16 protein-coding genes are annotated in these 14,783 nt (G+C 42.2%); 9 read left to right on the top strand and 7 right to left on the bottom strand.

Translation table 11 applies throughout. The annotated features are described in order from the left end of the window. Positions 1–32: 32 nt before the first annotated feature. Genes CH376_RS21610 through CH376_RS21600 form a run of 3 tightly spaced genes read left to right on the top strand, consistent with a single transcriptional unit; the run spans position 33 to position 2,013 of the window. Positions 33–368, top strand: a complete 336-nt coding sequence (locus tag CH376_RS21610) for a hypothetical protein (protein WP_100784146.1) — start codon at positions 33–35, stop codon at positions 366–368. Next, positions 365–1,120 carry a hypothetical protein gene (locus tag CH376_RS21605; RefSeq protein WP_243394664.1) on the top strand — a complete coding sequence of 252 codons (756 nt, stop codon included), beginning with the start codon at positions 365–367 and terminating at the stop codon, positions 1,118–1,120. Before CH376_RS21610 ends, CH376_RS21605 begins: the two co-directional genes overlap by 4 nt. Continuing rightward, complete coding sequence (locus CH376_RS21600; RefSeq protein ID WP_100784145.1) at positions 1,117–2,013, top strand: hypothetical protein; 897 nt, start codon at positions 1,117–1,119, stop codon at positions 2,011–2,013. The genes CH376_RS21605 and CH376_RS21600 overlap by 4 nt, the downstream gene beginning before the upstream one ends. 112 nt (positions 2,014–2,125) lie before the next feature. Here the strand turns inward: CH376_RS21600 and CH376_RS24340 are convergent, their stop codons facing one another. Then, entirely contained in the window at positions 2,126–2,296 is a 171-nt protein-coding gene (locus CH376_RS24340) for a hypothetical protein (protein ID WP_165781680.1), read from the bottom strand. On the opposite strand from CH376_RS24340, the gene CH376_RS21595 reads away from it, so the two are divergent. The 3 genes from CH376_RS21595 (at position 2,291) to CH376_RS21580 (ending at position 6,318) form a co-directional block, all read left to right on the top strand. Continuing rightward, on the top strand, positions 2,291–4,309 hold the full coding sequence (locus CH376_RS21595) for an Lnb N-terminal periplasmic domain-containing protein (protein ID WP_476737510.1): 2,019 nt from the start codon (positions 2,291–2,293) through the stop codon (positions 4,307–4,309). The two genes, CH376_RS24340 and CH376_RS21595, sit on opposite strands and share 6 nt — an antisense overlap. Continuing rightward, the gene (locus CH376_RS21590; protein ID WP_100784144.1) at positions 4,272–5,177 is read left to right on the top strand and encodes an alpha/beta hydrolase; all 906 of its coding nucleotides are present in this window, start codon (positions 4,272–4,274) and stop codon (positions 5,175–5,177) included. The genes CH376_RS21595 and CH376_RS21590 overlap by 38 nt, the downstream gene beginning before the upstream one ends. A gap of 679 nt (positions 5,178–5,856) precedes the next feature. Then, positions 5,857–6,318, top strand: coding sequence for a hypothetical protein (locus CH376_RS21580; RefSeq protein WP_100784479.1), 462 nt, complete (start codon positions 5,857–5,859; stop codon positions 6,316–6,318). Here the strand turns inward: CH376_RS21580 and CH376_RS21575 are convergent, their stop codons facing one another. From CH376_RS21575 to CH376_RS21565, 3 genes are read right to left on the bottom strand one after another with little or no spacing between them, the layout of a single operon-like run. Further along, complete coding sequence (locus tag CH376_RS21575) at positions 6,319–7,122, bottom strand: ABC transporter permease (protein ID WP_243394663.1); 804 nt, start codon at positions 7,120–7,122, stop codon at positions 6,319–6,321. A 2-nt stretch (positions 7,123–7,124) separates the two neighbouring features. Continuing rightward, the gene (locus CH376_RS21570; RefSeq protein ID WP_165781679.1) at positions 7,125–7,910 is read right to left on the bottom strand and encodes an ABC transporter permease; all 786 of its coding nucleotides are present in this window, start codon (positions 7,908–7,910) and stop codon (positions 7,125–7,127) included. Continuing rightward, a complete protein-coding gene (locus tag CH376_RS21565; protein ID WP_100784141.1) occupies positions 7,907–8,884 on the bottom strand; it encodes an ABC transporter ATP-binding protein in 978 nt (325 codons plus the stop codon). Before CH376_RS21565 ends, CH376_RS21570 begins: the two co-directional genes overlap by 4 nt. A gap of 397 nt (positions 8,885–9,281) precedes the next feature. Here CH376_RS21565 and CH376_RS21560 point away from each other — a divergent pair, with 397 nt between their 5' ends. Further along, a complete protein-coding gene (locus CH376_RS21560; RefSeq protein ID WP_100784140.1) occupies positions 9,282–9,782 on the top strand; it encodes a DUF3015 domain-containing protein in 501 nt (166 codons plus the stop codon). An 18-nt stretch (positions 9,783–9,800) separates the two neighbouring features. Next, entirely contained in the window at positions 9,801–10,289 is a 489-nt protein-coding gene (locus CH376_RS21555; protein ID WP_100784139.1) for a DUF3015 domain-containing protein, read from the top strand. A 110-nt stretch (positions 10,290–10,399) separates the two neighbouring features. Here the strand turns inward: CH376_RS21555 and CH376_RS21550 are convergent, their stop codons facing one another. Further along, on the bottom strand, positions 10,400–10,888 hold the full coding sequence (locus CH376_RS21550) for a hypothetical protein (RefSeq protein WP_420843578.1): 489 nt from the start codon (positions 10,886–10,888) through the stop codon (positions 10,400–10,402). A gap of 8 nt (positions 10,889–10,896) precedes the next feature. Next, complete coding sequence (locus CH376_RS21545; protein ID WP_100784138.1) at positions 10,897–11,547, bottom strand: hypothetical protein; 651 nt, start codon at positions 11,545–11,547, stop codon at positions 10,897–10,899. Between the two features lie 453 nt (positions 11,548–12,000). On the opposite strand from CH376_RS21545, the gene rlmD reads away from it, so the two are divergent. Further along, positions 12,001–13,374, top strand: coding sequence for a 23S rRNA (uracil(1939)-C(5))-methyltransferase RlmD (gene rlmD / locus CH376_RS21535; protein WP_100784136.1), 1,374 nt, complete (start codon positions 12,001–12,003; stop codon positions 13,372–13,374). A 44-nt stretch (positions 13,375–13,418) separates the two neighbouring features. Here rlmD and CH376_RS21530 read toward each other — a convergent pair whose 3' ends face one another. Next, a complete protein-coding gene (locus tag CH376_RS21530; protein ID WP_100784135.1) occupies positions 13,419–14,558 on the bottom strand; it encodes a hypothetical protein in 1,140 nt (379 codons plus the stop codon). Positions 14,559–14,783 lie beyond the last annotated feature (225 nt).

Genomic DNA, 14,783 nt, shown 5'->3' with positions numbered 1-14,783 from the left:
CAGTGCGTGACCCTCACCGGAGAAGCTATACAATGAATTTTAGAATTCGGATTTTTTTTCTGATTCTCGTTTCTCTTTTGTTTTCCTGCGTATCGACTCCGGTGTTTATCCCCGAAAGTAAAATTCACGCCCAAAATTCGAATACAATCTCGATTCCCGCGTACGGAAAAGAATGCGGCTTTTTATTCTTTATGTTCTTACCGATCGGACTTAGCGACAGATCGGCAAAGGCGTTTTCCAAAGTGGTCGCGCAAGCGGAAGGCGGCTCGCTTTCCGAGGTTACGTTTCAAGAATCCTGGTATTGGGCTTTACTCGGAACAAGATACTGCACAACGGTCACCGCCTTCGTGACAAAAGGTCTTCCATGAAACGGACAAATACATTCTATTTTTCTAATTTGTTTTTTTCCTCGACCCGATTTCCGAGAAACGAAAACTTTTTTCGGGGAACCTGTTTTATTCTTTGTTTTTTATTCTTCTCCGGCTGCATTTCCATTCGAGTTTATGTTCCGAAAAAAGGAACGGAGGCCTTCGATATCGGAAACGTGGATACGATTCCTCAGCTCGCAACTCCCGGAAAAAATCCGAACTTCGAAGTGATAGAATCCCCCGAGAACTCGAGACTCGTCTTTGCGACAAGAGATCCGTCCTTATTCTTCTTAGCTCCTCGAAATTTGGAAAACGAATACGGCTCTATAAAAACCTTGATAATGAGGGAATTAGACAGAAACCGCAGCGAATACAAAACCGATCAGAACCTAAAAATCATCGTTAAGAATTTCGAATTGAAAACGGACGACCGCTGTTTTAGAGGAAGTACGACCTCGGTAAGATTGGAAATAGAATTGAAAAGAGCCGAGAAAGACGAGACCGTTTTGGATTTTCGTTTCGAAGATTCGATCGATTCCAACGTAACCGACTGTAACTTTACTCTTTCCACCGCGACCGTCGTGGGCTGGCTGATCTACCTGCCTTATCTTGGATTTAGGGGAAACAGAGAGGACCAACTCAACCAACTCGGAAGAATCGCTCTATTAGAATTTTCTGAAAAACTAAAGTTCTACCTTGAAAAATCCTCAGCCCCGAATCCGAATAAAACGGAGAGAAAGCATCATCCATGAATCAAAACTTCAAACGGCTTGGAGCGATCGTCCTTCTTATATGCTTATCCTTTTCCGTCGGATGCTCCTATTCGGCGGAAAAAAAATACGTCTACGCAAAACCGTATTATCCGAACGAAAACTACTTCGACGAAGAGAATCCGCAATTCGAGGAAGGAGAACCTTACTGGCTTTTGGACTTTTTCGGAAACGTCTTCGGCTCGCTCACAAAGCTGATTCTCTGGAATAGAAAGATGAATAGTCATAGCGTCTCGGAAGAAACGAAAAAATATCTCATGGATTATATTCGGGAGAACAATCTCAAAGACGTCAAAGTCCGCTTTAATCAATATTCTCCTTGGAGCGATTTGAAACAACTCTGGAAATCGGACACGGTGCACCCCGTCTTAAAATATTCGCTTGGAATCGTCAGCTGGTTTATTTCCGCGATCATCCCGGAAAGGCTTTTTGCGGGTTTTATTTTCGGCGGCGGAGATCATTACAATCCTTATACGAATACGATCAACATCTACAGCGATCTTCCTTCGGTGGTCTTGCATGAAGGAGGACATTCGAAGGATTTCGCTTTGAGAAAATATAAATCTTTCTACAGCCTTGGATATTCGATTCCGGTCTTAGGAGCGCTCTACCCCGAAGCAAGAGCTTCGGATGACGCGCTTCGATATCTTCGACACAAATGCGATCTGAAAAACGAACTCCTAGCTTATAGAACTTTGTATCCCGCTTATTCCACTTACGCGGCGGGTCCTTTGCTCGGGTCCGCCGGTCAATACCTCGGTTTGTTTTCGTCGATCCCGGGACACGTCATCGGATACAGAAAGGAAAAACAAGTCGAAAAGGAAACGATACCGGAATGTAAATTGCTGGAAGAAATGCAAGGTGACAGTAAATAAGATTCTTTCTAATTCTTCTTCTACTCGGTTATGAAAAAAAATTGACACCGACCTTTTTGTTCTTAAACATTACCGGAAAATCTGAACGAGTAAAAAATGAGAGAACGATCCTTCAAAGCTCTAACGTCGGTTTTCTTTTTAACAGGGAAGATCCGTCCGAAATTCTTTCCAATATCAAAAGTGAAATCGCAAGGATACGAACGTATCCAGTGTCCCTAAAATTTAATAGGTTTCGATCGGTGTGATACGACGCCGGTTTCCCCCTTTCTTGAAAACGATTCAAATCAAACTTTTCCTTCTTCTATTCTTTGCCTTCATTCACGCCGATTTTCTTTTCGGACAGACGAACGATCCTCCGGATAGAATCCAAGCGTACAAGGACGCCGCGGTCAAAATGAATTTGGATTCCGATCGTTATTGGAGACTGCTTCTTCATTATAGGGATCCGATTTTATTCGGAAAAGGGAAAAGTGAAGCGGACGGCGAAGAATTTTTTCTTTCACCGAACGGAAAAAACGACCCTCGATCCGAACTCGTCGAAACGATCCAATCCTTTTTTAGAGAACCTAGTCAGGATGAAATTTCCGAAACGAAGTTACATCCATTGTGCAAGTTTCCGGAAAGATTTCGGTGGTTGGATTCTAAATTGAATTTTGATAAGAATTCACTTCCAAAATTAAACTGTGATCGATATAAGAATTGGATGAACTCCTTAAACCCGGTTTCAACAAAACTTATATTCGCGTCTTTTTATCTAAACAATCCCGCTTCCTTATTCGGTCACAACCTATTCAAAATCGGTTCCGAAAATTCAACTCGTTCCGAAATTTTAGACTATGCGATCAACTTTGCCGCGAATTATTCTCCGGACGATTCTTCCTTGGCCTATACTTTCAAAGGATTGATGGGCGGTTATCCGGGAACCTTTAGTATTTTTCCTTACTACTATAAGATCAACGAATACAACGATATGGAGAGTCGAGATCTCTGGGAATACGAACTCAACCTCAACGCGGAAGAATCCAGGCGGATCGCGTCTCACGTTTGGGAGTTAGGCAGCACCTACTTCGATTATTTTTTCTTCGACGAGAATTGTTCCTATCACCTGCTTTCATTGATAGAAATCGGAAAACCGGAACTGAGACTCAGAGATAAATTCAACCTTTATACGATTCCGTCAGACACGGTAAAACTCGTCTTGGAACAGGAAGGTTTGATTCGTAAGAAAACATATAGGCCTTCTCTCAGCTCCAAATTGGAACAAAAACTTTTCCATCTCGACGAAGAGGAAAAAAAGAAAGTTTACGGATATCTAAACGGAAACGTTCAACTCGAACAAATTTTAGAATCAGGAGAAGGTCAAAGACACGCTTTCATACTCGATGCGATTTTGGACGCGACACGTTACAAAAGGACTCAAAAAAAATTTTCACCCGAACAGGAAGAAAAATACAGAAACGTCCTCTTAGAAAGAAGTAAGATCAATTTCCCTCCCCTCCCTGAACAAGCTCCCATGGTTTCACCTCCGGAAGAAGGGCACGGAAGCGGAAGAATCAAGCTAAGCAGGGGACAATCGAACATCGGGGGTTATTCCGAAATCGCAATCCGCGCGGCATATCATGATTTTCTAAACTACGACAAAGGATTTGTTCCTTTCTCAACGATCGAATATTTTTCCGCGGTCTTTCGAAAATACGACTATTACAAAAACCCCACTCTCGAAGAGGGAAGTTTAGTGAAAATACTTTCGCTTTCCCCCGTCAATCCGATCTCTTCGCCGATGTCCTTCTATTTCGATATCGGCGCGGATTCATCGATGATCAAACACGACTTTGATTCCAAAAAAACGAGCCCGTACCTTTTGGCTTACAATCAGAACATACCCCTCTGGTTAGGATATCAAAGGACCAAAAACGATTACGAAAAGGAATACAGGGTCACCAACGTAAATATAGAAGGAACCGGCGGTTATACGTTTTCGAACGTAAACTCGGGAAGTTCTTTTTTATGGACGTTCTCCATTCAAATCGGAGCGAAAGGAAGAGCCAACGGATACTATCCGGAGGGACTTTTAGTCGCGCCGCAAGCGGCGATCTTTACCGGTTGTTCTTACGGAAATTGGAAATTGGGTTTATCCGCGCAATATTTCGGATTTTCAATCTACGGATACAAAGACGACTATAAAGTATCGCCCGGCATTCGTTACAGCTCGTCCCAAAATACGGAAATTAGAATAGAAGGTAAATTACAAAAATATTATGAAGAAGCACAAGTCTCTATTTCTCTTTTTTTCTAAACGGATCTGTCTCTTATTCCTTTTCGCCGCGTTGGAATCCTGCGCCTCCTTATTTTACCAGCCTACTCAAGAGAAATACTGGAGTCCGGAGATTTTCGGATTTCAACATAAGGAGGAAATTTTTAAAACCTACGACGGAGAAGAAATCCATTTTTGGAGAATACTTCCCAAGGAAAAACCGAAAGGAGTAGTCGTGCAATTCCACGGGAACGGCGAAAATAGAACCAGCCATTTTACGAGTCTCGTGTGGATGGTAAACTACGGCTACGAACTCGTCACCTTGGACTACAGAGGCTATCTCGATTCGACCGGAAAGCCGGAAAGATCGGACATACATAGGGACTCTGTGGAATTTTTAACCAAAGAATTAGAATATTCTAAAATACGAAAGATTCCTCTCGTCGTCTACGGCCAGAGCCTCGGAGGAGCGATTGCGTTACGCGCAACCTCTGAACTTAAGGATAAATCCGGAATCGTATTGATCGTCGCAGACGGAAGTTTCGCAAGTTACAAGACGGTCTTCAAACAAGTGGTGAGAAAAGTTCTATTTTTTCCGATCGATTGGATCGCGGGGCTATTCGTAAGCGATTCCTTAAACCCGGGAGAAACCGTTTCAAAACTCGCGCCGATTCCGCTCCTGGTGATCCACGGCACCGAAGATCCGATCGTTTCCTATCAGAACGGGATCGAACTCTTCGGACTCGCGGGACAACCGAAATGGTTTTGGGAAGTAAGAGGCGGCGGTCACGTCAACTGGATGAACTTAGGCGCATCCAAAGAATCCAAAAATTTTCTCTCCTTTTTGGAAAATCTAATTCAAAAATCTAAATTCAATCCGACGAAAGAGAATTTGGATCAAGACGGTTAAAATTTATTAGGAACCAAAGGAGCTTCCTTCGTGTTGCATTCTTTGAAATCACTTTTGGAAAACGAAAAGAAAGATTCGTTAAAGATATAAAAGTCCACAAAACGAATCTCGTTCTTTTTTAATGAAGATTTTTTTCGGAGTCCTTTGTTTTCAATCGATAGCAACCTTCCTTCGACTCTAAGCGGCTAGATTTTCCGTAAGCCGAAAAAAATTCGCAGTCCGACTCAGGATCCGAATTTTAAAAGAAACCTTCCTATTTGAAAACGAGAATTCGTTTCTCCTAAAGAGCGAGAGGAGTTTGAGAAGGTCGAAGGATATAAAGAATGGAGAAGCGAAGATTTGTTTCTTTCAGTCGAAAGAACTTTTTTGAAGCGGAGGCACAATTCCCAAAATTCGAAAATAAAAAAGGACTAGGAAGCAAGTCCGCGCGAACAAACCGATCGTCCGCGAAATTCGGACGATATCCTTTTTTTAAACCGAGTGAATCCACGATTAAGAATCATTTGAAATCGGATTTAAAATTCAGCCTATTCTTCGTTTGAAAGAAAATTTTCTTAAAGGCAATTTTTTTTCAACCTTCAACGAAGTTTGCTAAGAAGAAAAACCCACTTGAACCGGCGAAATTTCCCCGAGAAATAGATTTGGCAAACCGCGCCTCGTCCGTGAAATGGGAATTGCAATGAATATCGAACTCACACGCGAACAATACGAAGCCCTTCTTAAATCCTTGGCGATCACCCGGTTTCTCTATCACTCGATTTTAGAGGAAGAAGAACCTGCTCCCGACCGATTGGATTCTTATGACGCATACGAGGACATGGAACAACAGGTGCTTTCTTATGCAAAGGCTCTGGAAGTTTCCCATTTGGTCGCGTACGACAGCGAAGAAGAACTTCATTATTTAACCAGAGAGTTCGAAGAAAAGACCGACATTTCCGATCTGATTACGGAATATCAGGACAGCATTTTTTGGGACGAACTCGTTCAGAGATTGGCCGGAAGGGATTTTACAAGAACCTATACGGAGGCCGAAATCAAAGGAATGGCGATCGAAGAAAGAATCGAAAAAGAAGCTCCTTTCATTTCAAAGTATGAAGAGATCTTCACCGAGTCCGGAATCGAACACTTGGAAATCAAATAACTAAGTCCCGGTCGATTCGTATCGTTTCTGTCCCTTTTTCCAGAGAAACAAGGAACCGAAAAAAAGAAAACAACCGACCGGCAAATTTAAGTATATAAAGAAAGGATGGAATAACGATTCACCGTCCTTATTCAAAAAATAATGAGCCGGATAGAAATTAACGAATCCGAGCGGCAGAAGAAAAGTCAAAAGAAGCCGGATCGATACGTTGTAGATATTCATCGGATACATCATAAACTCCCGGCTTGAAAATATAAACAGATGCACTAAGGAATAATTCTGAATCGCGTAGAACGCAACGGAAGCGATTGCGATTCGGATTCCCGCCAAAATCATCGCACTTCCCAAAACGACCAAAAACAACATCGATACTTTCGCGGAAGTCCATTCAATATTTGTAAACTGATTTGCGGCAAAAAAAGTGATCACACCCAAGACCAAATGAAGAAGTCCGGTTATGTCGAAGTGGTTCATCAGCACTTGTCCGATCGGGGAAAGGGGTCTTAAAAGATATCGGTCGTAACCGCCGTCTCTCACCAAGGATCCGAATTCCACCATTCCCGAAAATACCGAAGCCACGATTCCCTGCGCAAAAATCAAAAGGCTGTAGAGAAACGCGATCTCTCCCCGAGTCCATCCTCCGATCGAAACGAACTTGGAAAGTAATATAAAAATCGTCGCCGCCTGAGCGGAATAATAGACGAGGAGCGTAACGAGATAGATCCAAAAACTCGCCTTGTATTCCATGTGCGATTGTACGGAAGAGACCGCCAACTTCAGATAAGTTTGAAAGGAACGAAACAAAGTTATCCTCCCGCCAATTCGAGACGTTTCAAACCGGAAAGATAAATCGTGGACGCGCCGGCGGTAAGAATTCCGATCATCAAAAAATAACGGGCAATCAATTCTGCAAATTCCATTCCGATGGGCTGCGAGGTCAAAACTTGAGTCGGATAATAATATAGATAAGCGAACGGAAGCCAAGAGGAGACGTTTTTTAAAAAATCGGGAAACAGATCCAGAGGAATGACCGCTCCCGAAAACAAAGTGATCAAAGCGAAATAAAGCAAAAAGAAGGAAAAAATTTCCGTAAAGTAAAAAGATAAGGATGAAATCATAAATCCTATCAAAAAGAAAATAATAAACGCGAGAACATAGACGCATAAAAAAGAAAGAATGGTCTGAATCCGCGGAGCGAAACCGATATCCAAAACTGCAAAGGAAAGAATCAGAAGAGGAAGCGACCTTGAAAGAAGATGATAGACGCTGACTCCGATCGTATCCGCAAAAACGATCAACGGAAAACGGATCGGTTTTAAAAGATCAAAGACGATCGTTCCATTCTTAATTTTAGAGGAAACCAACCCGTCCTGTCTTCCGAAGGAAACCTTGATCAAAGTGGAAATGACCGCGTAAAGAATTAGGGATTCTTTCGTTCGACCTATCTCCGATTCGTCGCCTGCGACCGACTGCCAAACCGAAGTAAGAATCGCGAGATACAAGACTGCGTTGAGAACTCCGGTAAAGTATTCGAGTCGATACGTGGAGGATCTTTGAAAGGCTTTGGAAATTACTTTTAGATAAAGTTTCAAGATTTTTCACCGTAGATCTGTTTGATGACCGCGGCGAGATCGGGTTTTTTAAAATTGATCTCGGTAATTTCCAATCCCGAAGAACTCAAAAAAGAAAGAAGCCGGTTCAAAGATTCCCCCTCTTTCACAGAGACGCTCGCGTGATTCGGATTTCCGTTTTGAATCAGAGTGAATTCGGAAGGAAGCTCAAGAATTTTTCCTCCCCGATACTGAAGTTCGACCACGTTATCCGTTCCGCCCAAACCTCGGAAAGAATTTAGATCTCCGTCAAAACGGATCTTCCCGTGATCAATGAGAATGATTCTTTTGGCGAGATACTCGATGTCCTGAACGTCGTGCGTGGTCAAAAGAACGGTAACCTTTTCTTCCCGATTGATCGTTCGGATAAATTCCCTTACCTTTTCTTTTACGAGGACGTCGAGTCCGATCGTGGGTTCGTCCAGAAACAAGACGCGCGGAAAATGCAAAAGGCTTGCCGCAATCTCTGCCTTCATCCGTTGTCCCAAGCTCAGCTTTCTGACCTGTTGATGAAAGAATTCCCGAAGACCTAAAAGATCGTTGAACATCTCCATTCGTTTTTTATAATCTGTTGTCTCGATCTTGTAGATGGATCGAAGAAGATCAAAGGACTCCCCGACCGGAAGGTCCCACCAGAGCTGAGTCTTCTGTCCGAAAACGACCCCGATCTGTTTGGAATTCTCCCTTCTGTCTCTGGAGGGATCCATTCCGAAAATTCGAATCTCCCCTTCGTCCGGAGTCAAGACCCCGGTCAATAATTTAATGGTTGTGGACTTACCGGCTCCGTTCGGACCGATGTATCCCACAAATTCTCCGGGTTGAATTTCAAAGGATACGTTTTCCACCGCGCGAATGATTTCTTTTTTCGTATAAAAGAGCGAACCGATAGCTCCGAAAAGTCCGGGTTTTCTTTTGGAGACTTGGAAGGATTTCTGAAGATTTCTAACTGTGATCAAAGAATTTTCCTATTCTATATTCAGACTTCGTAAAAAAGAGAATTGGATTAAAAAACTCTCAAACTACTGTCTGCAAACGTGCCGAGCAGGAATATCAATTCTTTTAATCGAATCGAATTTGCAACGTGTCCCTAACATTCTTTTACTTTGTTAGAAAAGTCAGGTCGTCAGAACCTTTTCCGGATTTGGAACAGGTTCTTATATTCACCGTTATGCGAAAAAATCGACGATCGGACAACCAGGAAACTGGCGCTATAAAATTCGCAATTAGATATTCGAAGAAATAAAAAAAGTTTTCTCAAGATAAATTGAAAAAAGAATTTTTTTTATATGAAAGTTGTTGACTGAAAGGATTTTCCAGGGATTTTCTACCTGATTTTTCTATAGGAGATAAATTATGATGAAAACAGTAGTTTCGACTGTTCTTAGCCTAGCGGTTTTGGCTGGAATCAGTTTAGTGTCAGCTAACGTAGAAGCAAAAGGTTACGGAATGGCTGGTTGTGGTTTAGGATCTAGTGTGATCAGTGGTAACGGCTTTACTCAAGTTTTCGCTTCTACAACGAACGGAACTTCTGGAAACCAAACTTTCGGAATCACTTCCGGAACTTCCAACTGTACTGCAGACGGAATCGTGAAAGTTGAGAAAGCACAAGAAATGTTTATTTCCGTAAATTACGAAAGTCTTGAGCAGGAAATGGCTTTGGGAAAAGGGGAAAAATTAGACTCTTTCGCAAAACTTCTTGGATGTGATGCTGGTTCTGTTTCTCGTTTTGGCAAACTGACAAAAGACAAGTTTTCTTCCTTAATTAAACAAGACACCACTCCTTCTCTTTTACTTTCTGCCGTTAAATCAGAAATCAAAGGGGATGCATCCCTTTCTAAAAACTGTACTCTATAATCGGGAGATCTAAAAAATATGAAGAAATTATTACTTATCGCACTCACAGTCTTCTTCGCAATTTCGGCTAACCTTTCCGCAAAAGCTGCATACGGTATGGGCGGTTGCGGACTGGGTTCTTTGATTTTTAAAGACAACGGCATGGTTCAAATTTTTGCCGCTACTACGAACGGAATCTACGGAAACCAATCATTCGGAATCACTTCCGGAACTTCCAACTGTACTTCCGACGGAATCGTGAATAACGACAAAGCGAAAGAAGTTTTTGTTCACATGAACTACGAAAGTTTAGAACAAGAAATTGCTATGGGAAAAGGCGAAAAACTTTCCAGCTTAGCGACTCTTTTCGGATGCTCCGGCGATTCTCAAAGATTCAAAGAAGTAGCTAAAGAAAACTTCTCCAAAATTTTTACCGCTGCTGCGATCAAAAATCCAAGCATCATGCTTTCAAATCTGGAAGCTGAAGTTGGAAAAGACGCTGCTCTAAAAAACAGCTGTAAAATCTAATTTCCGCTTTAAAACGAAGGTCTCGGGTTTACCCGATTCCTTCGTTTTCGGTTTTGAATATTCATTATTTCCAAAATAAAACCATCCTCCGCGAAAGCCTCCAAAGAAGATTACTTTTTTTCCACCTCGTTTAGATGATCGTTCTCCAGTAAATCGCCTAGCGCATCCGTTTCCGAAATTTCTTTGATAAAAAAATCGGCCATCGAAATTTCCTTCTCGTTGAAGATCACAAATCGAAAGAAATTTCTTCTTTCCTTATCCATCTTAAAAATTTTCTCAACGCCCGGTTTGGAAGAAAGACTCAGTTTATAAAATCCTTCCTCAAGCTCCTCGGTAAAAAATTCTCCGTTCTCCAATTCAAAAGAAGCGATTGTTTCAAGTTCGGGGTTGTTCTTAAAATGGCCCTTATATTTTTGAAGAATAAAATCGTAAGACCACATCGCAAGCGCGGTCTCAACGGGACGAATTACGTAGATTCTACCTTTTTCTTTGCCAGCTTTTTCCAATCGAACGAAATGTTTTTTGGGCCCGCAAAAAACAAAACACATGGAAAACAAAAACGGAATGAAAAACGGAGCTTTCTTAAAAAAATACAGCATATAACAACCTACCTTACATTCATAATTCTTAATATTTCCGAATTGTACATTCCGATGATTTCAGAGGAACGGCCGGCGGGATACAATCCGAAAGATAAAATTTCGAAAAGAAATGCCGCTCCAAATCCGTAAGCTCCGTCCTTTCGATCGTCGCAGGCGCGCATCCCTTCCAATTCTGTTTCCGGGGCCCTCGTACTTAAAAATGGAAAATCCGAAGGACAATCGATATGTTGAAGATCCTCGCCGTCCCCGTGTCTTGCCTCATGGATCAATACGACGGTTTTCTCGAGATTGGAAAGTTTAAAAAAAGAAGAATCCAAATAGATCGTTCCGTTCTCGAAGTTGGCTACGTACCGACCGGAACTTCCGATTCTAAACTTATGGATACGTTGCTGCAGCCAAAGCAGAAGCGAAGGACCCGAAAACGGGAACCCGAAAAATTCCTGAAACTGAGTTTTCTTTTTGTAAATCTTTGAGGAGAGAACCGGCGCAGAAGGTTGGAGTTTGCGGACGTATTCATAGACCTCGTCGATCTGTTCCTGCTCTTTTCGGTCAAGAGACCGGGGAAAGTATTTGTCCAACAGAGGACCGGAAAAAACCGGCGAAATAAAAAGAGAATAAAGAAACAAAAAAAGGAACGATCGAAAAACTGATTTCAAGGGTTATCTTCTTCGATTCGATATCATGGATATTTAAAATAACACAAAGAATGAGACGACCTTTCGCTCTTTCTCCGGCGTGCCCAAACAAAACAAAAAATTCCTGCGGACCTTCCGCAAAAACCGTAAGGGATAAGCTCAACAGGAACGTCATGATGAACTTGCTATAATTTACTTCCTAGTCAACGAATATTTGCAATGTGTCCTAAAACATGATTTCACTTTCTCGGAAAGATCGAGCCGCAAGAACCGATCCCCGTTTTGGGACAGGTTCTGATAAGATTGTGATCCGTCTTTTTGCCGATCGGATTTCACTAAAATTTTTTGCACGATTCCAAAAATTCTCGGATCGGAATCTTGCCGGAGTGAAAGAACGATTCTTGAAGCGATTCTTTTCTCTCGAGTAAAACAACTGTTTACAGAGTTTCCCTCTCGTATTTTTTGGAAGAAAAAATGTCAATCAATCAAAAGAAGAATGAAATCGAACCGCAAACCTGCGCCGTTCAATCGATTCGTTCCAATCTTCGAGGCGTTCTCTTTTCCGAAAAAAATCTAATCGAAGTCCCCTATTCTTTGCCGGGAGATCTCTACAACGTTACTCTCTTTAAGAAAAAAAGAAGAAAGCCTTCCGCAAAACTCGAATTAATTTCCCAGGTTCCCAGGTCGACAACTCCTCCTTGTCCGGCGTTCACTCGTTGCGGCGGTTGTTCGGCCCAACACATTCCCTATTTGGAACAATTTTCGCTAAAGACCTCTTCTCTTTTTCAAAGTTATCTGAAAGATTTCGGAGTCGCTCCGATCTTGGTTCCGGCGGAGAAAACATATCATTATAGAAATCGAATGGACTTCTCCGTTTTTCCGGGACCGATAGTCGGACAAAGGGAATCCGGTTCTTTTCGATACGTAGTAGATCTGGAATCTTGTTTGATTCAAAGCGACGAGTCAAACGAAGAGCTCGCAAGGTTTAGAAGTCTTATCCGAGAATTTCCGCAGCTTCCCTACGATCGAAGAGAGGACCTTGGATTTTTAAAATACATAACTCTTCGTAAGGCGAGAAATACGAAGGAACTCATGTCAATTCTTACCTTCGCGGAAGAATTCAAAAATACTCCGGAAGAATCCGAATTTGCCGAGGCTTGCAAAAAATTTCTGAAAGCGGATCATCTTCTTTTCTGTTACAACCGTAGAAAGGGGGAAATTTCGGCGATGGGAGAAATTAAAGTTCTCAGAGGAAGTGATTCTTATCTGGAACTCGTCGCGGGAAAAGAATTTCGGGTTCCGTTCGATTCCTTCTTTCAGCCCAATCCGACCGGCTTTCAGCCGATCTTGGATTTTATTCAAAACGAAATCCCTGAATCTTCGGAACATCTCATCGATCTTTTTTGCGGCTCCGGTTTTTTCAGCAGAATTCTCGCGAATCGTTTTCAAAGGATCACCGGGATCGACTCCATAGAGAGTTCGCTCGAAATCGCGCGCAAGCAGATGAAAACCGATTTTCCGGAAATTAATTTTTCGTATGTCAGAGAAGACCTTTTTTCCAAAAAGGCCGCGGAAGGATTGGAAAAAATTTTTAGCTCCGTCGAGAAAAATCTTCTCATCGCCGATCCGCCGCGCGCGGGTTTGGGTGAATTTGTGATCGAAGCTCTCAAAAATTCTAAGATCGATTCTTTTCTTTACGTTTCCTGCAATCCGACTTCTCAAAAGGACGACTTGTGGAAATTAAAAGATCTTTTCCAAATTCAGAAAATTCTGATCACGGATCCGTATCCGCAGACTCCTCACTTGGAATCCGTGGCTCTTCTAAAATCTTTGAACGCGGACAGATAAAATGACCGCCCTTTGAAAAGGCGGTCATTTATAATTTTATTATATTATTTTTTCTTAATAATGTAGACGGAAGTGGACTTTACTTCCTTTTGAGAAAACTCGAATCCGAAATCCGTTTTTCTTTCTCTCATCTTTTGATACAAAACGCTTCCGTCGAATAAGGCTTCGACCTCCAGGACGATGGTTTGATTTTTATTTCCGCTCGTAATTTCGGAAACGCCGTTCACACCTTTGATACTTCTGATAAGACCTTTCACATCCTTGTCCACGTAATCGTCGTAAGAAAGACCTTCGATTTTTACGCGGATAGAATTTCCCGGTTTCCATTTCGCACCGATCTGCTCCCGGATTTTCGGGTACGCTTTATCGACCGCTTTCCGAATCGCTTCCTGCGATCCCGTTTCCGGGTTGATATGAGGATAGGCGCCGCTCGTATTTTCTGCGGCCAATATTTTCGCGGTGTTGACGTCGAAAATTTTGAATCGAAGAACCGCTTGATAGGAGTGAAGTCCGCTCCCTTCGAGTTCACCCGCATCCGTTACTTCAGCTTGACCGATTAGTAAAATCTGCGCTTCCATCTCGGAAGCCGCTGCGATCGCCTTTCCTTCGAAAGATTGATTTCCGTAAACTTCTGCAGACGTTCCTACTTCCTTTGTCAAAATTCGAGAGAACTGATTTTTATCGAGAAAATCGAATTCCGTAAATTTTTTAACGATCGCATTTTCGGAAATCGAGACGGACGAAGTCAGATTCGATTTTCCTAATATTTTTTCATCTATGATCAGCAAGAATTTCGGTTTTCCTATGTCTTTGTATCTTTCCTTTAAGGCGTCTTCGACGGTCTTTGGATTGACCTTTCCCTTCGCGTCCGCTTCGACAAGATTTCCTTTTTTTCGGATATCGCCGACGAACGTGAATTCAGTGACAAATCCTTCCGTGGAAGAATTTGTAATCATCTCTTTGAGTTGGCCGTCGATCGTCTGCAAACTTCCTTCGATCTTTTCTCCGAGTCCGTTTTCTAAGATCTTTCTTTTTGCGTTCAACTCAAGATCGTTCAGATTGATCCCCTGTACGTTTTTGACATAGACGACCTTTTCGTTTCCCGCGTCCGAGTTTTGTAAGGAGGTACAAACACTCAGAACGAACGTAAAAGAAGCGACGACTACGTTATTGTAAAATTTCATCAAACAGATTCCTTTCCTCTGTCCGAGTGCGGATATAAGGATGGATAGGATAAATTTTATAAGCTCTTTCCAATCATCGAACTCATAAGGCTGATTCTTATAAGAAACGAAAAGAATCCTTCCAGTTCCATTCTTCGAACAGAATACGAGTTTACAGCGCGTCCCAAAACCTTATTTTATTTTGTCGGAAAGATCAAGCTGCAAGGTTCTGTCCCGGTTTCGGGC

This window comes from Leptospira adleri (assembly GCF_002811985.1).
Classification (GTDB): domain Bacteria; phylum Spirochaetota; class Leptospiria; order Leptospirales; family Leptospiraceae; genus Leptospira; species Leptospira adleri.
The sequence above is the reverse complement of the archived record's forward strand: the minus strand, read 5'-3'. Positions and strand labels throughout refer to the sequence as shown.

Excerpts from the sequence above, each read along its gene's own strand:
- CH376_RS21590 (WP_100784144.1), top strand. The coding sequence starts at position 4,272 with ATGAAGAAGCACAAGTCTCTATTTCTCTTTTTTTCTAAACGGATCTGT.
- CH376_RS21555 (WP_100784139.1), top strand. The coding sequence starts at position 9,801 with ATGAAGAAATTATTACTTATCGCACTCACAGTCTTCTTCGCAATTTCG.
- CH376_RS21530 (WP_100784135.1), bottom strand. The coding sequence starts at position 14,558 with ATGAAATTTTACAATAACGTAGTCGTCGCTTCTTTTACGTTCGTTCTG.
- CH376_RS21600 (WP_100784145.1), top strand. The coding sequence starts at position 1,117 with ATGAATCAAAACTTCAAACGGCTTGGAGCGATCGTCCTTCTTATATGC.
- CH376_RS21550 (WP_420843578.1), bottom strand. The coding sequence starts at position 10,888 with ATGCTGTATTTTTTTAAGAAAGCTCCGTTTTTCATTCCGTTTTTGTTT.
- CH376_RS21560 (WP_100784140.1), top strand. The coding sequence starts at position 9,282 with ATGATGAAAACAGTAGTTTCGACTGTTCTTAGCCTAGCGGTTTTGGCT.
- rlmD (WP_100784136.1), top strand. The coding sequence starts at position 12,001 with ATGTCAATCAATCAAAAGAAGAATGAAATCGAACCGCAAACCTGCGCC.
- CH376_RS21610 (WP_100784146.1), top strand. The coding sequence starts at position 33 with ATGAATTTTAGAATTCGGATTTTTTTTCTGATTCTCGTTTCTCTTTTG.
- CH376_RS21580 (WP_100784479.1), top strand. The coding sequence starts at position 5,857 with ATGAATATCGAACTCACACGCGAACAATACGAAGCCCTTCTTAAATCC.
- CH376_RS21605 (WP_243394664.1), top strand. The coding sequence starts at position 365 with ATGAAACGGACAAATACATTCTATTTTTCTAATTTGTTTTTTTCCTCG.